This is a genomic window from Limnoglobus roseus (assembly GCF_008254045.1).
Classification (GTDB): Bacteria; Planctomycetota; Planctomycetia; order Gemmatales; family Gemmataceae; genus Limnoglobus; species Limnoglobus roseus.
Genome location: NZ_CP042425.1, coordinates 5,149,870 through 5,168,530 on the forward strand (window position 1 = coordinate 5,149,870; position 18,661 = coordinate 5,168,530).

Genomic DNA, 18,661 nt, shown 5'->3' on the forward strand with positions numbered 1-18,661 from the left:
CGCGGTCCCGTCCCCTTTCCGCCGGAGATGCTCGCCCGACCGCGGCCGCCGGCCCGGTCCCGCGCGACGAGTTCCTCCTCCCGATCACGACCCCCGCGACCACGCCGACGCGGCGACGGCCCGCGGGGCCCTCGCCCACCCCGCCTTTCCCGCCGCCTTGCACCGCGTGGCGGCCGCCCTCGTCCGCCGGTTCCCCACCCCCGCCGCCGTCACCCGGACGGCGGCCCGCTAACCCCCGAGGACATGATGCTCACCGTTCCCCGCCCGTTCCTGCGGGCGTTCCGCGACCTGGGTCGCACGTGCGTCGTCGGCCGCCCCCGCGGCCCGGCCCCACCGGTCACGGTCGCCCACACCGGCGACGCGGGCGTCTGGGCCGTGCACCTCGACGCGGTCGTCCTGACCGGCCGCGTGCCCGGCCCGGCCGAGCCGTTCGACCCGATCGAGTTGCCCGGGGGCCTGTTCGACGCGGTCGCCGGCCCCGGCGACGACCCGGTCACGGTCGCCGTGGCGGGCCGGCGGGCGGAGGTCCGCTGGACCGACCGCGGCCGCGACCGCGTCGAGACCGTGGCCGTGACGCCGCCCGGCCCCAAGCCCGCGTTCCCAACCGACCCGAAGGAACTGTCGTCGGTGCCGATCGCGTTCTCGACCGCCCTGCACGAGGCCGGGCGGACCACGAGTCGTGAAGCCACCCGGTACGCCCTCGACCGCGTCCAGGTGCGGGGCGGCACCGGCGACGTGATGGCGTCCGACGGCGTCACCGTGTACTGGCACACGGGCTTCTCGCTCCCGTTCGCGGACGCCGTCCTCGTCCCGGCGGTGGCGCTGTTCGGATCGGCCGAGTGGGCGAAGGCGGCGACCGTCGGTGTAGGCCGGACGAACGACCACCTCGTCGTCCGGGCGGGGCCGTGGACGGCGTTCCTCCGGACCGCCGCCGGCCGGTTCCCGGACGTGGCCGCGGTGGTCCCGCGGACGCCCACGCCGACCTCGCTCGCCCTCGACCCGGCCGACGCCGGTGTCCTCGCCGCCGGCGTGCCGACCTTACCCGGCCACCGCGACGAGAAGCGACCGGTGACGCTCGACTTGGCCCCCGGCCGCCCGGCCGTGGTGCGGGGGCGAGACGAAGCGACCGGCGACACCGCCGAGATTGTCCTGCCGCGGTCGCGGGTCACGAACGGCCCGAGCCGCGTCGCGGTCGACCGGGCGTTCTTGATCCGTGCGATCGCCCTCGGCTGTTCGACGATCCGCGTGGCCGGCGCGAACCAGCCGGTCGTCGCGTGCGGCGACAACCTGACCTGGCTGGCCGCCAACCTCCACCCCGACGCCGTCGTGGCGGCCGCCGCCCCGGTCGCCGCCCTCGTTGCCGCGACCTCTCACCCCCCACCCGCTACGGAGGCCCGATCCCCCATGAAACTCCCCGAGCAAAACGGTCCAGCCCGCGACCGAACGGAGCCGGCCGACCCCGGCGACCCGCTCGCCGACGCCGAGGCCCTGCGGTCCCACCTGTTCGAGGCCACCCAGGCGGCCGGCCGCCTGGTGGCGGTCCTGAAGTCGAAGAAGAAGGAGCAGAGGGCCCTGGCGTCCGTCTACTCCAGCTTGAAGTCCCTGAACCTCGGCCCGTGAAAGGAGCCGCGATGTCCCACCCCCTGATCCCGCACGTCCGCGACCGCCTCGTGCGGCTGACCGACGCGCTCGTCCAGTTGAAGGCCCGCGTCCGCGAGGCCGTGGCGACCGAGATGGGCCGGATCGTCGCCGAGTGCGTCAACGACGTGCTCGCGGCCGCCGTCCGCGGCCGCCCCGCGGCCCCGCCCCCGCCCCAACACCGGGCGTACCGCCCGGCGACCGCCCGCTGGGACGACGGCGACGACCCGCCCGCCGAGGAGGATGACGAGGACGACGTCGCGTCCGGCGACCGGTCGGCACCGCCGCCCACCGCCGTCGCCCGGACGTGGCCGGCGGCCGTGTCCGCCGGCCTCCTCGCCGCCCGGTGGCTGCTCCGCCGGCGGTTCCCCGGGTGGCCGTGCCTGGGCGTCGGCCTGGCCGCCGCCCTCGCCGCCCTGACCGGCCACCCGGCCGTCGTCGCCGCCCTCGGGGCGGTGGCCGCCGCGACCGACCTCGTCCCCGCCCCGACCGACTGATCCCCCGACCGCCGCCCGGTGAAAAGCCCAGCCCCGGGACGTGCGTCCGCGGGTCCGGCCCGTCCCGCCCGGCCGCGGTTGCCGACGAACGCCCCGTTCCCACCCTTTTGCCAATCGGAGATGGACCATGAGCGTGACCCCCGCGTGCCAAAACGGCCGCCCCCGCAAGCAACTGTCCGACCAACTCGACCGCCTCGACGGGATCCTCGACGTCCTCGCCGACGCCCTCCCCGAGGCCGTCCGCGACGCCGTCCGAGACGGCCTGGCGGACGCCCTCCGCCAATTCGTCGCCGACCCGACGACGCTGGCCCTGGTCCGCCAGGCCGTCGCCCCACCCGTCTCGACCGTTGCCGCCACAACTCCGTGCTCGTCCCGGCGGGCAGCGTTCCTCGCCCGCTGCAAGGCGGCCGTGCGAGGCGGGGCGACCGGCCTCGCCGGCAAGGCGATCGCCGCCGTTCGGGCCGGGACCGAGCGGGCGAAGGCGTACGCCGCGGCGACCGCCGCGAAGGCCCGCTCCGTGCGGCAGGCGTGCCAGGTCGCGTGGCACCTGAAGCGGGCGGCGATCATCGCCGTCGGCGTTGGGGTTGCCGTCGCGGCCGTGGCCCTCGCCTCGCACCCGGTCGCGACCTTCTTGAGCGGCGTCGGGGCCGGGCTGACCGCGTTCGCCGTCCAGGCCGGCCTGTGGTGCCGCCGGGTCGCCCGCCCGTGGGTCGCTTGACCCGTGCGCGTTCCGGATCGAGAACCCCCGTCTCTCGCACCTACGGCCCGTGACGACGGGCGGCCGTGACCGGGGTGCGGTTGAACCGGAATTGAACGGTTGGACGCCCGGGGGCGGGCGGCTCGGAACGGGCCGCCCGCCCCCAGGGCGATTTCCTTTAGCCCCCGGACGGAAGGCCGCGACGGCGAAGCTCGGGGCGTACTCGATCCACCGCCAGGCGGGTAACCCGATGGGGAACGAGATCGAGGGCCGCCTCCTCGCCCGCCAGACGGTCGAGGAGATCTCCGAGATCCAGGGGATCGCCGTCGGCGTTGTCGAGGCGTACGAGGCCGTCTTCTTTCACGTGCGGGACCGCCTCGACAACGTGAGTTGGTTCGTGAACTGCGTCCTCGGCCAGCAGTTCCACGACGGCCTGAAGCCCCGCGACTGGGCGAAGATGTGGAAGCTGTACGCGTACTTCGGCGGCCCGCTGATGCTCGACGTGTTCGTCCGCAAGAACGGGATCACGTGGGTCAACGACGCCGGCCAGGTCAAGTTCTCGATGGCGGCCGACACCCAGCACTCGCTGGCGTACAAGAGCTTGATCGCCGGCCGGACGCTGTCCATCAGCTCCTTCACGGACGGGAACGTGATGGACCTGATGATGCGGAACACCGACCTGCAGCACCGCCTGTCGCTGGGCCAGGCGGACGAGATCGCGGCCAGCCTGGAAGGAATTCTGAAGTCGTTCTGTTACGCGGTCATCGACGCCAGCGAGTCGACCGCGGTCAAGACGGAGCCCCGGACCGTCGGCCTCCTGGCGAACACGCCGGTGGAAGACCTGGGCGAGAGCGACCCGTTCAAGCGAGAGGGGCAACCCGAGGAAGCAACGAATGATGCCGGAAATGACGACCGCGAGTAAGCGAAAGTTGGCCGCCGCCGTGGACACGACGTGCGACCTGATGGAGGCGGGCGAGTCGATCGAGGAGGCGGCCGCCCGGGCCGCCCTCGAGCACGGCGTGCCGCCCGCGCACCTGAAGCCGCTGTGCTACGCGGCGAACACGGCCGCGATGGAGGGCCAGCGGCAGCACAACGACGCCGTGATGGCGAAGGCCGCCGCCGTCGACGTGGCCCGGCCGGAGAACGTGGCCGAGATCATGGTCCGGCGGACGCGGACGCACAAGGCCCGGAAGAAGGAGGCGGCCGCCGACCCGTGGCAGGCCCCGCCGACGCCGGACCTGTCGTTCGTCTTGTGCAACGTCGAGGCGTACGCGGCACCGACGGCCGAACGACCGGCTGAGCCGGTCCCGCGGACCAAGACGGCCGCCGCCCTGGCCCGCCGCGTTACGGACGAGAGTCTGGCCGCCGTGGACCGGTTCCGGAAGACGGCCACAGACCTGATCGCGTCTTTGGGCGACTTCCACGGGCCGAGTCTCGCCGACCTCCGGCGGGACGGCGAGGTCCTGTTCGGCCCGCCGGCGACGACGGTCCTGAACTGGGTCGAGCCGATGGTCGCCCCGGCCCGCCGGAAGGAAGCGGCCCGCCACGCCAGTACGCGGACGCGGTCGTACACGCTGCTCAAGGAAGCCGTCGCCCAGTACGCGGACCTCGAACTCCTGGCCCGGGCCGAGCGTTCTGCCCGGGCTCTGACGGCGGAAGCCGCCGTGCTCGACGGGCCGATTACCCGCGAGGGGGACCGGACGCTGGCCGTGATGTTCGGCGTCAAGTCGGCGAGCGACCTGGCCAAGTGGGTCGGCATCAACGCCATGATGGAGCGGAGTAAGGTGGAAGACCCGCTGAAGACGCCCGGTGACGTTGAAAGTTATCGGGACCAGACGGACACGATGGAGCACGAGGCCCAGTTGCGGAACATCCGCCTGGCGGCCACCCTCGGCGGGCTGATGAGCCACGACGAGATCCTCCGCCACGCCCCGCCGAGCGAGGTGACGGCCCACTACAACGAACTCGCCAAGACGTCGCCCATCGCGTTACAGGACCAGGGCACCATGCGGGCCCTCCTCCGCAAGCGGCTGATGGCCGGCAAGAACGCCATCGACCCGTACGAAGTCGCCCAGATGCGTGATTTGGAGAAGACGTACGCCCCCGCACCCAACAAGCCCCAGGGGAACGCCGTTGCATAATCACTTCACAAAGCTGGCTGAAACCCTGACCGGCCGCCAACTCGCCATGACCATCACCGGGCCGGCCGAGCCGGACGCGGCCGTCGTCGAACTGGGCACGGAACACCTCAAGCAGGCCGGGTGGTTCGACGACCTGTCGGCCTCGGTCGACAAGCACTGGAAGGCCCAGACGCCGGACGTTCAGGACGCCCTTCGCGGGGCGGGCATCGGGGCCGGCGCTGGGGCCGGCCTCGGTTTTCTGACCGGTCGCAAGCGTCCGTTCGCCGACGCACTGACCGGGGCCGCCCTCGGCGCGGCGGCCGGCGGGGCCGTCGGACACCTTCCGCTACCGCTCGCTCGTCATGGTCGGGAGGAATATGAGATTGCGGATCGTCGCCAACTCCGGCGCCAGGTATTGATCCAGCGCCCGGACGAGGACGTCGCGAGGGTACACGTCATCCAAGGCCGCACGAATTCGTACGGCCTTGAAGTATTCCTCCGGCAAGTTGTACCGGACTCGGATTTCAGATTTCGGGGGCCGGTTCAAGGCAGATTCTCCGCAGGGTTTGGGCCTCGTTTGAAGCCTAACGCTATCTAATTTCAAGCTGCCGTGCAAGACCTGAACGCAGTGCTGACCTTCACGCCGGCTTCGATATTTGGTACCCTCGCGGCATCCACAGCCCGTGACGCGCTCCTCGGATCGACGCCGTGATTCTGACCCCGAACTCGCGTTCAAAAAGAGCCCCCTCGGCTGCGCCGACGCACCTCGTCTGTTACGGGGACATGTTTCTGAGGGGGTGGGGCGAGACGCCGACGGACCCTTCGTTGGCGAGAGCCCTGCCGCCGATCCTCATCCGCGAGCCCGTGAGCGCAGACATTGATCCCTTGAGCGTGAACTGGACCGCGCCGGCCCAACGCCCGGGGTGGTGCGACGCCTCGATGGTGCGGTGGAGAGACGGTTACCCGTGGGTCGCCCACCGGCACCTACCTCTCGCCCAGGATGTTCTCCGACACGACGGACGAGAGGTCGACGTCCACCGCGTCGAGGGAATCGGACCACCGCTTCCGTTCGTTGACTTTCCGAACCTACACAACCCGGCCCTGGTCCGAATGATCGCGTCAGCCCCGACCTCGCTGGTCACGTACGGGACTAAGCGGTTTGAACTCCTGAAGCTCATCACGCAGCTTTGCCTCGCGTTCCAGGATGCAAAGATCCTCATCGTCGGGCGGAACGAGGACCAGTGCGCCGAGATCGCCGCGTGCCTCCGCGGGAGTGGACTCCGCCACCGCGTGTGTCGTCCTGGGGTCGATGGCGCCGATGGCCCGGACGATGGTGCGGCCCCGAACGCCATCACGATCTCGCGGGAGGGGGAGTGCGTCCGCATCCGCCTCGCCGAGCGGCTCATGTCGGCCGACATCGTCCTGCTCGCCGACGCCCGGCTTGCGTTCAACGATTTGGGCTGTGGCATCTTCGGCAAGGACGCCGACAGTGCGACCGACCGCCGAACGGACGGCCTCGTTCCGCACGAGCGCCTCGGCGGGAGCGTCGGCCTCCGCCACCGGCGGCTCGTCGGCTTCCTCCCGGCGGTCGACCGCCTGACGCCGGACGAACAACGCCGCGTCTTCTCACGGTACGGCTGTCACACGGTGGACGTGCCCGTGTCGGGGCGGCAGGCGCGCGACGTGCAATACCACTTCGTCCGCACGGGGCGGGAGGCGAAACCGTGGCTGCCGGCCGATCGCCTTCCCATGGCGGGCCACCTCGCCAGTCACCCGAAACGGCAGCGCCTCGCCGCGTCCGTGGTTCGCAATATCCGGGCGGGCGACACGGACGGTTTGGTCCACTTCGGACTGTCTCGGGCGTTCGCCGAGCGATTGACGGCCTCGCGAACTGTACTGGTCGTCGCACCTTCGGGATATACGAACGAGGACCTCGACGCCAGTTGCCACGTGGCGCCTTGCCCGCGGGTCCGGGTCGTCACGCCGGGACAGTTCGGCCCTGAGGACCTGGACGACGTCGACACGATCGTGCGCTTGGACGGGCTGACGGGGTTCGGGCCGCTCCCCCGGCAGTTCTCCACGCCGCAGCGACGGCCCCGGGTCCTCACGGTCATCGACTTCGACGACGCGTTCGACTGGCGGTATCGGCGCCGGGCGGAAGGGCGCCTCGCCGCGTACCAGGCGGCCGGGTGGCTCTCGTCCGCCGAGGCCGCGTACCCGCACCTCTACCGTTACGTCCACACCCACCCGGACGGCCGGTGGTGGTGGGCCCAGCGGGCGAACATCCTCTCCGGCCGCGACACGATCGCGATGCGGGCCCGGCCGGCCAATCGCCTGACGACGCCGCACCGGCCGACTCTGTTGGACTTCCGCGCGGTCGAGATCGCGGCGACCGCCGCCGAGGCCGCGACGCCGGGTCCGGCCCGACCGGCCCAAGCGAAGACGGCGTCCTTGATCTGCAATTACATTAACGGCAAGAAACGGGCCCGCAGGCTGGCGCTCGCCGGGTCGCCGTCGGAACTGCCCCCGTTCCACGAGGCGTTCGGCGTCGACAACCTGATCGCCAACTTCCACGACCTCCTCCGGCGGGGCGGCGACGCGTTCGGACCCAGCCGGGTCCGCCCGTCCGACTACTGCCTCCGGGACGTGGCCCCCGTGCTCGCCCACGTCGGTCATGAGATCTTGCGAGGGAGCTATCGTCTGGGCCCTGTCCGACCGGTCCCGATCCCGAAGGTCCTCGTTCCGCAAGGGCCGCAGGATTACCGCATCCTGTCGGTCGCGAACGTGGAAGACCGGATCGTCTCGACGGCGGCGAACGCCATCTTGAGCCCGTTCGCCGACGCGAAGTTTTTGCCGATGAACTACGGGTTCCGGCCGGGCCGGTCGCCCAACCACGTCCTGGCCGACATGGCCCGGGCGATCGAGGGCGGCTACCCGATCGTCGTGCTCGACGACATCCGTCGCGCGTTCGACTACGTGCGGCACGACCACTTACGCGAAGATCTCGCCCGGATGGTTCCGGACCCGCGGTATCTTCGGCATTTTGTCTCCCTGTTCGGAGGTGTAAATGGGTTAACCGACGGCATCCCCCAGGGCAGCGCGATCTCGCCGCTGCTGCTGAACATCATCCTGCACTACCGGTACGACGAACTCCTGTATTGGAGTCACAAGTTCCCGTTCCTGTTTCGCTTCGCCGATAACATCGGCGGCACGACTCGAACGGTGTCCGAGGCAAAGTTTCTTTACGAGCGACAGCACGATCTTCTGCACGCGGCCGGATTCGAGTTGAAAGGCAACGCCGAGTCCGCCGTGATCGACACCCGTGACACCCGCCCCCCAAGTGACGACCCGGAGGACGGGCGTGCGACCCCAAGCACGTCCGACATTTTGGGATTCAATTTTCACGTTCGGGGCGGCCGCGTGATCTACTCGCCCAAGAAGACCCTATGGACTAAACTCCAGGCGGTCCTCAACGGTGCCCACGACCACGACAACCCTACGGCGTTCGCTAGCAGTACGATCGACGGCCTGATCGCCGCGTTAGGTCCGTGCCTCGAAACGAGAGCAACTGAAGTCACGCGAAAGATCCTCCACCACCTTCGGGCCGCGGAACTCACCATTCCCGACGCGAAGACATTTGTTGGAAAACGAATCGTGGCATCACGGGGGGGGTGGATTAAAACCCTCGCTGGTCGACCGGACCCGGTCCGGCCGGTCAAACCCGTGACGCCGTGGGACAGATACCTGGCCGCCAGGACGCGAAAGACGACGGGTGCTCCGCCCCATTGGCCGGACGTCAGCGACGTCCGGCGCACGATTCAGTCGTCGACCGGGCTCGGTACGGCAGACTTGCCCCACTCGGCAAGCCTGCCGTACCGAGCAAGATCATGTTCGAGATCGGATTGGATCACGGAACCATGGGCTAGTCCTCCCCACTTGGCGAGCACAGAGATGGTTCGCTGATACCGTCCGTTCTCAACGATAGACCTGACCACCTTGTTCGCGCCGTCCGGGCCGCGACCGGTGCGATACGCACCCGCGTGACATCCCTTCTCGTCAAGTCGACGGCGGAAGTCGATGCCTTGCGCGCCGAGCGTCCGCTCCGATCGAGCCTTGCGCCACATATTCGACACGAGAGCGGTCGATGCGGCCGACTTGCGTCAGCACGAAGTGGTACTCCAGGTCATTGAACCCTTGATCCATCAAGGTGACCTTTAAGGATTTCAGCTGCGGAAAGTCGGAGGCCGCGAGATCGCCGACCACAGGGACTTGGCGGAAAAGGTTTGCCCTCCCCGGCCCCTGGGTCGCTCGCCACGGTCGCACGCGCCGCCGGACGGCCCCTTGATGCGAATCGAGAAACTGGCTCGGATGTTCCGTGACGATGCCAATCGCAGACCTTCTCGGCGCACAACCGCGGCTCAGCCTGAACTCGCTCGACGGCCGCAAACGCATCGGCACCGTTCGCTACGCGCAGGGTAAAATGTGGGAAGCGTATCATGCCGATAGACGATCAAGGTTTGCCGCGCGGCGACTTCTCAGAACCTTTGGTCACACGTTTCCGATCATTCCTTTTTGATTTTTGCTCGTAGTGTCGCTCCGTCCGGCAACGTTCGGTGCAAAAGACCTTGTCTCGACGCGTCCGTCGCTCGGCGTCGGGCGAACGCGTTCCAACGGCAAACCAATCTCCGCACTGGGGACATTGACGGTGTTCGAACCCGCCGCCGACGGCTATGCCGAACTGAAGCCACAGCGCCGAAAGCAGGTTGGTCGGCCGGAAGGAGATGGCGCCTTGATCGTTAAAAATCGGCAAAACGTTAAAATTTAGATTGGCCAGGATTACTTCTCGGCAGCGTTCTAAAGCTCGACCCTTCGCCGAACCACCGTCCCAGATCTTGTTCCAACTCCTCATATTACTGGAGTGGAAAAGCCATATTGCTTCGACTTCGGGTTCGGCTTCCGTCTCGTCGTTTCCTGTTCGCACCAAATCGTGGGGCTCTTGGAGCCGCCCGTTCGGCCACCGGAGCTGGTCGGCCAATGTGCAACTTTCGAGTACCTCGCCATCGTCGTCGAGAACAGTGACGCCCGTGGTCAACTGACCGTATTTGTTCGCGAACGCGATGTAGTCGTCGGGACCGTCTAATTCTGCGAACTTGTGGAACAACAGCGGCGTGTCAACCATCGGCTGGTAAGTTTGAACGGCTGTGTCTTTTGCGAAGGTCGCCAGCCCGATCCGATAGCGCTCGTCACGGCTGACATTCTCCCAACTGTAGCCAACCCCACTGACGGCCCAAGCGAATCTGGTCACAACGACCCTCCAAAAATTTCTCGTCAACGCTTATTGCCCTGTATCCGTTGTAATCGGCAAGCCATGATTAGGCACGCCGATGAACGCGTGATGGCCAAGAACTACGGCGCACCAAATTCATCTCGCGATGTTACTCCGGGTCGAGTTCGAACTTCAAAAAACGATGGGCGGTCTTCATTGCGACCACCAAGCGGTTCGGGAAAAAATCTTCGAGTCCGATCAATGGTGAAGGAAGAAACCGAAGAGGGCCGGTCATGACACTGACGCACAATCTGTCAGTGAAGCAAGCCGCACTTGCGATCGGCGTCTGCGAGTCACTCATTCGGGACTGGTGTGCCGACGGCATGCTTCCGCACTACCGGGTCGGCCGAAAAGGAAAGCGAGGAAAGATCCTCATCTCCACCTCTGACTTGGCCGCGTTCCTCGAACAGTTGAAAATCGCACCGGCCGAACCGAAGTTCGTCAACTCCTCGACTTCTTCGGCACCTGGGCCGCTATTTTCCGAGTTGGACTCGAAGCGGCTGGCGAAGGCTTGGCTGACCCGTTGATCTTCTCGACGGCGGCCGCCAAGTGTTCATGCTGGTCGGCCAGGTGGACGTACACTTTCTGAATCATGTCCCGCGACGAATGCCCCATCAGTTCCGCGAGCGTCGGCCCGTTCACCCCGTTCAGGATCGCCTTCGTGCCGAAGCCGTGGCGGATCAGGTACGGGCATACGTCGGCGGGCAGATTGAGCTTCTTCCGCAATCGGCCCACTTGTAGCCGCAGGGCGTTCATTGTCCAGAGATTTCCTTCGGTGTTCAAGAAGACGTGCGTGTGCCCGTTGCTCCGCAGGCGGGTCACGGTGTTCTCCGAGCAGGCATGCCCGCGGGCGTTCAACGCGGCGGCCATGCGGGGGCTCCCGTACCGCTGCTTCACCTCGCCGTGAATCCCTTCGATGGCCGTGGCCAACTCCGGACGCCACGCCGCGGTCGAACTGTCAGCACGCGTGGCCCAGGCGTAGTACCCGCTGACGGACACCTCCAGCGACTCGCACATCCAGGCGACGGGCCACGCGTCGGCGTTCTCGGCGATGAACCGGAACGTCACGTCGGCGGGCTGGCGAAGTACGCGGCGGCTTTTTTTAACAAATCCCGCTCGGCCCGGAGCCGCGCGTTATCCGCCCGCAGGCGGCGCAGCTCGTCCTCGGCCGGGGTCGGGTTGCCGTGGCCCGGGAAGGCCGCGGCCCCGCGCTCCTCGAGCGCCTTCCGCCAGGTCCGCAGTAGGTTCTCCCCGACGTCCAGGCGTCGGGCGACCTCGGCCACCGACAACTTCTGGTCGGTGATCATCTTCACAGCCGCGAGCTTGTACTCGGCGGTATAAGTCGTTCGGGGACGAGCCATCGGTGAACTCCTCGGTCAGAGTGTACACCGTTAACTTCGACTCCACCAAACTTGGGGAACCTCAGTCGAGTCGAGTGGACGGTAGAGTTGGGCATCGAACCGGAGCCGGGTGACCACGTCGATCCGTCGCCCGTTCTTGGTGTCCAGACAGGGACCGATCACCGTCTTGTTCGCGTAGGCCCCATCAAACACGCCCAATATCGGGACCGGGGAGTCGGCATCGGCCTGTCGGAGTATGGCCGCTGCCAACTCGGTCTTGGTGGTGAACATCTCCCCTTCGGGAAGTTGGGTCTTGCGGAAATACAGTCGAGACGTGTGCGGGAGGAAGGTCCAGGGTGTGCCCGGAACGAGGTCCCCGGCCACGACCCAGTTGTGGGCTCGGACGGTCGAGGCTCGGTTCGGACTTCGCCCGGCCGGTTCGTGGAAGGTGCAGACGCCCCAGACATGCGGGCTGGTCCGGTGACACTTGGTATCGTCCAACGCCACGACCCGGTAACCGTGAAATCGGGGGCTGACCTCGGTCTCAATCACCTGCCGTGTCTGTTGCTCGATGGCGTCGCGGCGGAACGCGCCATACTCGGCAAAGTGCTCGACGACCCGCCACCGATCCTCCATGCCGATGCTGGTGAGGATCTGGGTGATGGTGTGTTCTTCGCAGCCGAGCACGGTTCCGGTGACCCACTGCGCGAAGCGGGTGAAGCCCGGTTGGGTGAGCACGAATGCAAACGGGAGAAGCAGTTGTTTCCACAACTGGACGAGTTGCGTCGCGTCGTTCATGACGTCGGTTCCGGGCATCCTGATGGTGAGTCCGCACCCAATCAGTTGGCCGCAAAACCCGCCACCGATCAACGAGAATCCTGGAAACTACTGTTTAAAGGAGATGGTACCGTGTTAACTGTCAAGCAAGCTGCTACCCACGCCGGTGTCTCTGAGTCACTGATATATGTGTGGTGTGGCGACGGGACGCTCCCCCATGTCCGTATGGGTCGCAAGGGGAAGCGAGGCACGATCCGTATCGCCGTCGATGACCTGAACGGCGTGATCGCCGCGTTCAAGGTTTGTTCGGCCCCTGTGGTTTCGGTCCCGGCCGCTTCGGGTTCACCGGCTTTGCCCTTTTGCGAGTTGAACCCTCAGCGGCTTGCGAAGGCATGGAAGCCCCGTTGATCTTGTTCACAGCGTCCTTCAAGTGCTGGTGTTGGTCGGCAAGGTGAACGTACACCTTCGAGATCATTTCCTGACTCGTGTGCCCCATCAACTCGGCCAGCGTCTGACCGTCCACCCCCGAGATGATCGCCCGCGTGCCGAACCCGTGCCGGCAGAGGTAGGCACAGACATCGTCCGCCAGTCCCAGTTTCTTCTTGATCCGCCAGACCTGAAGCCGCAAGGCGTTCATCGTCCACGGCTGTTTTTCGGTGTTCAGGAACACGTGGGTGTGTCCGTTGCCCCGGAGCCGGTTCGTGATTTCCTTCAGCGGTCCCGTGAGATAAATCACGCGAGGCTTGCCCGTCTTCTTGCCGGTCTTGTTCTCCATCAGTACCCAGCGGTCTTCCTGGACTTGATCCCACCTCAACTCTCGCACTTCCTTCGGCCGTGCGCCGGTAAGGTAGAGCGCGACGAGCAAATCCTTCAGCGGCCCGCCGGCATTCTCGTGGAGCTTCCAGAACTCGGTGTCGCTGATCGCCCGTTGACGGGGACGCGGCTTCGGGTTCTTCATCCCGACGATCGGATTCTCGGGTAACAGCTTTCGCTCGGCCGCCCACGAGAAGACGCGGCCCGCCGCCTTCCGGGCGTTGTACACGGTCGTTTCGCCCCAGTCCTTCGCCTCGACCTTCGGGTCGATCCATCGGTCGATGTGGTACGGCTTCAGTTCGCGGGCGAGCACCTGGCCGCACGCCTCGGCGAAGAGTTGGCAGTAGTATTTGTTCAGCCGATGGGTGTCGGCGGCGAAGTGGACGCGGCTGTGATGGAGGAACGCTTCGATCACGTCTGCGGTGCGGCTGCCGACGGCTTCCGGTGACGTGCGACGCATCTTTCTCAGTTCGATGTATTTCTCTTCCGCGAGCTGACGGTGATGATCGTCGTTAGGTCCCTGGACGAGCCGCGTCTTCTCGCCGCCGAGGGTAATCATCCACCAGCCGATGTCACTGCGGTGCCAGACTTTCGCCGGACGGGCCATGATCGCCTCCCGATGCGTACTAAACCCGAACCAAACCTATGCGAATCGTACCAAACCGTGGGCTTTGTACCAATCATAGAAAGGAAATAGGCTTGAAATCAAAGGGAAATTGTCTTTGAAACGCGGACTCCGGAGCCGAAGGTTACAGGTTCAACTCCTGTCGGGTGTACTTCCTCAGCGGTCATCATCTCTCCACATTCGTCCTCAAACGTCTTCAAATTAAGTACTTGCAGTAATGCCTGTTCAGGCGTATCCACTGGACAAGTTTCCTCATCGGTCCTCATGGTTCCGCACGGGCTATCCCCGGCTGGTACATGTTTTGGTACATGTGACGGAACCAGCGTCAGGCGAGAAACCACGTCACCGAGTTCCGCCACCGACGCCCGCCCGTAAATCGCCATCGTTAATTTTGGGTCAGAATGTCGGGCCAGTTGCATGGCTTCTTTCAGTGTCGCCCCACTTTCGTCCAGCCGTCGAATGAACGTGTGACGCAGGCAGTGGAAGTCCGCGAACAGGGGCGTGCCGGTGGGCGAGTCGACCCGGTAGGGGATGCCGGCCGTGTCCAGGTCGTGCCGGAGAACGTCCACGGCGTCGGCAGCCCACTTGCCCGGCCATGCCAATGACCGGGGCGGCTTGCCGGCGAGGAACGGCCGGAGAACGTCTGCCAGGGACGGGGAGATGGGCTGAACGGCCTCCTGGCGGTTCTTGGCCTTGTCGGCGGCGAGGTGGATCGTGGGCGGGTTCGTGGCGAGAGAGAAAGACGCTATCGCCAGCGATGCCAATTCAGAGGCCCGGAAGCCGGTACCGAGGGCAGTGTGGTAGAGGACGGCCCGCTCTCGCCCCGTGAGACCGCGCACCGTCTGTGATGAATTCTGGGTTGCATCGATCAGGCGGAACGTCTCTTCCTCGGTGAGCGTGCGGCGGTCGTGGCGGCGGTCGGTGTTCTCGTTCGCGGCCGACAGGTGGTCGAACGGGTTAGCGGCGATGCGCTTCCCTTGCACCATCCAGTTCACGAACGCCTTTAGCGCGATGAGGTACGTGTTCGCCGTGCGGGCGCTCGCCCCGCGGGCCTTCCGCTCGGCGAGGGCGACGACCGTCTCCCGCGGAAACCGGCGGCCGTGCAGTTCGCCCGTCACCGTCAGATTGTGCCGCCGGATCATCGGCGGGATCGCGGCGAGGGAGACGCCGAGGAATTCCGCCAACTCCTTCTTCGTGTACTCGGTCTTGTCCGGCGGGACGGGACGCGAGTCGGCTTCCCGGAGGTCGGCGAGGAAGTCGGTCACGTCGGCGGGGTCGAAGTCGGGGGCGAACGTGAACCGGCAGTGGTCGCACACCTTCTGCACGCGAGACGCGGCGGCCCGGTAGTGCTTTCGGGTGACGCCGTCGGCGTGTTGGGCCTTCTGCCAGGCGGCGAGGTGGTCGGCCAGCGGGGTGACGGCGTGTTCGCGGAACGGGTCGACGGCCCCGGCCTTGCCCATCTCGATGGCCTGCAACATCTCCCCGAGCATGATCTCGGCGGCCCGCTTGTTCGGCGACAACGGGACCGGCTTCCGCTTGCCGTTGGGCTGGCGAACTTTGGCGTACCACGTGTCGAGTTCCTTCAGGTACATCGTCCCGCACGCCGTGACCGGGTAGAGCACCGCCCGCCCGCCCTCGCGGATCCTCACGTGGGCCTTCCCGTCGCGGTCCACGATGTCGGGGTTCGGCGGCAGTTTCTTCGTAAACGTCGGCTTGTACATCTTCACGCGCGTACCCTCGCCGCAGGAGCGAACAGGGTACGCCCTTCAATGCGTTAGGATCAATCGCAGGTGTGAATCAGCGGCGAGAGAGGACTGACCGCCAGACGGCTTCCCATTCGTCGCGCGGCGGGCACCCGCGGCGACACCACTCGGCCAACTCGTGCCGGGACCACAGGACGGCCCCGACGATCTTCCGGGGTTGCGGGTTCAACCCGGTGGCGGTCCAGCGGTCCCAGGTCGGGGCGGAGACGCCACAGTAGGCGGCAGCGTCCTCCCGACGGAGTAGACCGGGCGGACAGGTTCGACGTTTGGCAGGAGATTCAGGCACGGGCCACCTCCTTCACCTTCGGAGGTCGGATGTACCAATCACCCGTTCCGAGAAACCGCAACATGAACCACTCGGCCTGCTCGCGGGTGCCGACCGTGCCGATGACCGTCCACCGCCTAGCACCGGCCGGTTTGAACTCGATCGACCACCGTTCGGACGAAATAATACGACTCATCGGATACCTCCAAGGGGGTCGTCCGGCGGCGGGTTGTACCGGCGGCCGGTGGAAGTGCCATTGGCGGAAGTGGTTGTGTCGCTCTGATTGTCGTTTACGGGAGGTTGGGAGGATTCACCCGTCACGTTTGGGCCGAATCCCGAAAAACCGGGTGTATGGCGCTTTCCGGGATTCGGGGTCGAACCCTCCCACCCTCCCGCGCCGGCCTCGGTTTCGTCCTTCGGGTCGGCGAGCGGGTCCACGTGCTTCAGCTTGCAGCGGTACATCATCACACTGGACTTCGAGGGCTTGCCGAACAACTTGGCCGCCCGCTCGAAGAACTTCCGCGACCCGATCAGTGTCGCGTCCGTGTGCCCGTTGGCCCGGTTCCAGTCGACGTAACTGTCCCGGAGTTCGGCCCCGGTGATGTTCGGTTCGTCGCACGGCTGCGTCTTCGTCATGAAGAACCGGCCGAGGGTGTCCTCGTCCTTGCGGTACGCGGCGGTCGCATGGGCGATCTCGGCCGGCGGCTCGATCGTGCCGTTTCCCGCGTAGAACCATCGGGCGGCTTGCACCATGTCGGCGAGGACGCCCTCGCCTTCGGCCTTCAACCGCTCCAAGAGGTGCGGGTCGGCCTTGTCCTCTGGTTTGAATACCCCCTTGGGTTCCCGGAGTTGGTCACTCACGGTCCAGAACCGCCGCGGGAACTCGATGAACCGGATGCGCCGCCAAATGCCGTTGTCCGTTCCCCGGACCCGGGGCCGGTGGTTCGTCGCCAGCGCCATCTTGTGCGTCGGGCTGAAGGAGAAGAAGTCCTGACGGCAGTACCGGGCGGTCATCGTGTCGCCGCCGGTCAGGTTCTTGATGCGGCTCTCGTTGAGGGCCGTTTCTTCCTGCGTCTCGCTCGCGACGGCGAGACGAGCCCCCCGGAACCCGGCCCGCTCGGTCGGGTGCCGGTTGCCGCTGGCGTCGAGGAGTACCTCGGCCGGCACCGTGTACGTGAGTTCCAACCCCAGCACGTACAGCAACAGTTCTAGCCATACCGTCTTGCCGTTCGACCCGTCGCCCACGAGCAGGTAGACGGCCTGGTCGGTCACTTCGCCCGTGAGCATGTACCCGGCCAACGCCCGGAGGTAGTCGGCCACGTTCGGCGAGTCGGGGAAGATGTCGTCGAGGAACTTCAGGTACAGGGGCCGCGGGGCGTCGTACACGAACCGGATCGGGCAGAGCGTCGTGAGGTAGTCCTCGCGACGGTGCGGCGTCAGTTGCTCGGTCCGCAGGTCGACGGTGCCGTTCGGGCAGTTGAGCAAGTCCCGCCGCTTGTCGAACACGTCGCTCCCGACCGGGATGAAGACTCGCGGGTCGGACTTGGCCGCCGAGAGCATGTCGCGGATCTTCCGGATGTCGTGCGACTTCTTCGCGTGGGCGATCATCGCCTTGGCCGCCGTCTCCGCCTTCTTGGCCTTGGCCTCCTCCTCTTCGGTCTTGGCGTCGGCGAGGGCGTCGACGGCGGCCTTCAGGGCCACGACGGCCTCGGTGAGCAGGTTCTTGACCGTGGCCTTGGCCCGCTCTTGAACGGACGCCCCCACGCCGTCGCGGACCCAGCGGACGCCGTCGAAGGCGGCCCAGCACCCCCAATCGCCGACGTACCGCACGTCCTCGCCGTGGTCGGCGATGAGCCGGGCGGCGTTGCCGATGTCGCTGAGCGGGTGCAAGAGTCGTTCGTCGGCCGGTACGCGGCCGGCCCGTTTCTTGGCGGCTTGGTCGGCCACCCGTTGTCGTGACGCACTCACGAGTACGCCTCCTCGGTTGCGGCGATGGTTTCCAAGTTGGTGACGCGCTCCTCGATGTCTCGCTGTTCGCCCCGCACCCAGTCGACCGTCGGTTGGAGGAGTTGTTGCAGGACTGGCACGAACGCGGCCCGGATCCGGCCGTCGCGGAAGAGTTGTGCGAGCAAGTCGGCTAACTCGTCCGGTTGATACGCGAACGAGTGTGATAGGCCGATCAGGAACGAGTTGCCGACGTGCTCCTGCTCCTCGCGGAGCTTTGCTCTGGCCGCGGCCCTCTCCCACTCGGCACCGCGAACCGCTGCGGAATCACCCGACACGTGCGCGACGTGCACGGCACGCTCGGCCTCGCAGCAATCGAGGTAGAGGTGAGAGAGTGCTTTCTTGGGCTCTCGCTCGCGATTCGCCATCTCGCGCAGGCCGACGAAGGACTCGGGCGAGAGGAGCGGGGCCGACGGAAAATCATCCACGGGCGGCCGGCCGCCGGGGCGCGGTGGTATGATCATGGTGAGCCTCCTGCGGGGTGATGCCCGCGGTTGGTGGTCAGTGATGTTTGGGACTGTTGGCGATTGCGGCGGCCGACCTGGCGGGGTCGGCCGCTCGCGTTTAACGGGCGGGGGTTTGTGTGGCTTCTTGCTCGCTTAGCCATTTCTCGAGAGTCGCACGGGTCCAGCGAACCACCCGGCCGCCGGCGAGACTGATCGGCCGCGGGAAGCGACCCGATTCGATCCACCGATAAAGTGTTGTCTTGCCGACGCCAAGCGTTTGGGTCACGTCGTTGACCGTCAGCACCTCAGTCAAGGTCGTCATCGCCATGTCTAGCCCCCAATACCCGACC

Annotated in this window: 19 protein-coding genes and 1 pseudogene; 9 read left to right on the forward strand and 11 right to left on the reverse strand. The window is 66.6% G+C overall.

What is annotated here, in order from left to right; translation table 11 throughout:
- Positions 1 to 243 precede the first annotated feature (243 nt).
- The 7 genes from PX52LOC_RS21465 to PX52LOC_RS21495 all read left to right on the forward strand — a co-directional run bounded on the left by PX52LOC_RS21465 (position 244) and on the right by PX52LOC_RS21495 (position 8,915).
- A complete protein-coding gene (locus PX52LOC_RS21465) occupies positions 244 to 1,620 on the forward strand; it encodes a hypothetical protein (protein WP_149112014.1) in 1,377 nt (458 codons plus the stop codon).
- Between the two features lie 11 nt (positions 1,621 to 1,631).
- On the forward strand, positions 1,632 to 2,135 hold the full coding sequence (locus PX52LOC_RS21470) for a hypothetical protein (RefSeq protein ID WP_149112015.1): 504 nt from the start codon (positions 1,632 to 1,634) through the stop codon (positions 2,133 to 2,135).
- Positions 2,136 to 2,262: 127 nt separating this feature from the next.
- Positions 2,263 to 2,853, forward strand: a complete 591-nt coding sequence (locus PX52LOC_RS21475) for a hypothetical protein (protein ID WP_149112016.1) — start codon at positions 2,263 to 2,265, stop codon at positions 2,851 to 2,853.
- A gap of 229 nt (positions 2,854 to 3,082) precedes the next feature.
- Positions 3,083 to 3,754: a hypothetical protein gene (locus PX52LOC_RS21480; protein WP_149112017.1), complete on the forward strand. Its 672-nt coding sequence runs from the start codon at positions 3,083 to 3,085 to the stop codon at positions 3,752 to 3,754.
- Positions 3,726 to 4,973 (forward strand): hypothetical protein, encoded by a 1,248-nt coding sequence (locus PX52LOC_RS21485; protein ID WP_149112018.1) that lies wholly within the window; start codon positions 3,726 to 3,728, stop codon positions 4,971 to 4,973. The genes PX52LOC_RS21480 and PX52LOC_RS21485 overlap by 29 nt, the downstream gene beginning before the upstream one ends.
- Complete coding sequence (locus PX52LOC_RS21490) at positions 4,966 to 5,550, forward strand: hypothetical protein (RefSeq protein ID WP_149112019.1); 585 nt, start codon at positions 4,966 to 4,968, stop codon at positions 5,548 to 5,550. The genes PX52LOC_RS21485 and PX52LOC_RS21490 overlap by 8 nt, the downstream gene beginning before the upstream one ends.
- 512 nt (positions 5,551 to 6,062) lie before the next feature.
- The gene (locus tag PX52LOC_RS21495; RefSeq protein WP_168219125.1) at positions 6,063 to 8,915 is read left to right on the forward strand and encodes a reverse transcriptase domain-containing protein; all 2,853 of its coding nucleotides are present in this window, start codon (positions 6,063 to 6,065) and stop codon (positions 8,913 to 8,915) included.
- 547 nt (positions 8,916 to 9,462) lie between these two features.
- Here PX52LOC_RS21495 and PX52LOC_RS21500 read toward each other — a convergent pair.
- Positions 9,463 to 10,257 (reverse strand): hypothetical protein, encoded by a 795-nt coding sequence (locus tag PX52LOC_RS21500; protein ID WP_149112021.1) that lies wholly within the window; start codon positions 10,255 to 10,257, stop codon positions 9,463 to 9,465.
- 254 nt (positions 10,258 to 10,511) lie between these two features.
- Here PX52LOC_RS21500 and PX52LOC_RS43980 point away from each other — a divergent pair, with 254 nt between their 5' ends.
- The gene (locus PX52LOC_RS43980; RefSeq protein ID WP_149112022.1) at positions 10,512 to 10,805 is read left to right on the forward strand and encodes a helix-turn-helix domain-containing protein; all 294 of its coding nucleotides are present in this window, start codon (positions 10,512 to 10,514) and stop codon (positions 10,803 to 10,805) included.
- On the opposite strand, the gene PX52LOC_RS44415 is transcribed toward PX52LOC_RS43980, so the two are convergent.
- The 3 genes and pseudogenes from PX52LOC_RS44415 to PX52LOC_RS21520 all read right to left on the reverse strand — a co-directional run bounded on the left by PX52LOC_RS44415 (position 10,720) and on the right by PX52LOC_RS21520 (position 12,416).
- The gene (locus PX52LOC_RS44415; RefSeq protein WP_449280338.1) at positions 10,720 to 11,034 is read right to left on the reverse strand and encodes a tyrosine-type recombinase/integrase; all 315 of its coding nucleotides are present in this window, start codon (positions 11,032 to 11,034) and stop codon (positions 10,720 to 10,722) included. The two genes, PX52LOC_RS43980 and PX52LOC_RS44415, sit on opposite strands and share 86 nt — an antisense overlap.
- Positions 11,035 to 11,088: 54 nt before the next feature.
- Positions 11,089 to 11,639 (reverse strand): annotated as a pseudogene (locus tag PX52LOC_RS44420) (transposase); the annotation flags it as partial.
- A gap of 30 nt (positions 11,640 to 11,669) precedes the next feature.
- Entirely contained in the window at positions 11,670 to 12,416 is a 747-nt protein-coding gene (locus PX52LOC_RS21520) for a transposase (protein WP_168219126.1), read from the reverse strand.
- A 111-nt stretch (positions 12,417 to 12,527) separates the two neighbouring features.
- On the opposite strand from PX52LOC_RS21520, the gene PX52LOC_RS43985 reads away from it, so the two are divergent.
- Positions 12,528 to 12,803: a helix-turn-helix domain-containing protein gene (locus PX52LOC_RS43985; RefSeq protein ID WP_390637557.1), complete on the forward strand. Its 276-nt coding sequence runs from the start codon at positions 12,528 to 12,530 to the stop codon at positions 12,801 to 12,803.
- Here the strand turns inward: PX52LOC_RS43985 and PX52LOC_RS21530 are convergent.
- The 7 genes from PX52LOC_RS21530 to PX52LOC_RS21555 all read right to left on the reverse strand — a co-directional run bounded on the left by PX52LOC_RS21530 (position 12,691) and on the right by PX52LOC_RS21555 (position 18,639).
- Entirely contained in the window at positions 12,691 to 13,815 is a 1,125-nt protein-coding gene (locus tag PX52LOC_RS21530; protein WP_149112026.1) for a tyrosine-type recombinase/integrase, read from the reverse strand. The two genes, PX52LOC_RS43985 and PX52LOC_RS21530, sit on opposite strands and share 113 nt — an antisense overlap.
- Before the next feature lie 98 nt (positions 13,816 to 13,913).
- Entirely contained in the window at positions 13,914 to 15,554 is a 1,641-nt protein-coding gene (locus tag PX52LOC_RS21535; RefSeq protein WP_246173787.1) for a tyrosine-type recombinase/integrase, read from the reverse strand.
- A 76-nt stretch (positions 15,555 to 15,630) separates the two neighbouring features.
- On the reverse strand, positions 15,631 to 15,882 hold the full coding sequence (locus tag PX52LOC_RS21540; protein WP_149112028.1) for a helix-turn-helix transcriptional regulator: 252 nt from the start codon (positions 15,880 to 15,882) through the stop codon (positions 15,631 to 15,633).
- Positions 15,875 to 16,057, reverse strand: a complete 183-nt coding sequence (locus PX52LOC_RS21545; RefSeq protein ID WP_149112029.1) for a hypothetical protein — start codon at positions 16,055 to 16,057, stop codon at positions 15,875 to 15,877. Before PX52LOC_RS21545 ends, PX52LOC_RS21540 begins: the two co-directional genes overlap by 8 nt.
- Positions 16,054 to 17,829 carry a DNA primase family protein gene (locus PX52LOC_RS21550; protein WP_168219128.1) on the reverse strand — a complete coding sequence of 592 codons (1,776 nt, stop codon included), beginning with the start codon at positions 17,827 to 17,829 and terminating at the stop codon, positions 16,054 to 16,056. Before PX52LOC_RS21550 ends, PX52LOC_RS21545 begins: the two co-directional genes overlap by 4 nt.
- Positions 17,826 to 18,329, reverse strand: a complete 504-nt coding sequence (locus PX52LOC_RS40750; RefSeq protein WP_168219129.1) for a hypothetical protein — start codon at positions 18,327 to 18,329, stop codon at positions 17,826 to 17,828. Before PX52LOC_RS40750 ends, PX52LOC_RS21550 begins: the two co-directional genes overlap by 4 nt.
- A 100-nt stretch (positions 18,330 to 18,429) precedes the next feature.
- Positions 18,430 to 18,639, reverse strand: a complete 210-nt coding sequence (locus PX52LOC_RS21555; RefSeq protein ID WP_149112031.1) for a helix-turn-helix transcriptional regulator — start codon at positions 18,637 to 18,639, stop codon at positions 18,430 to 18,432.
- Positions 18,640 to 18,661: the final 22 nt, after the last annotated feature.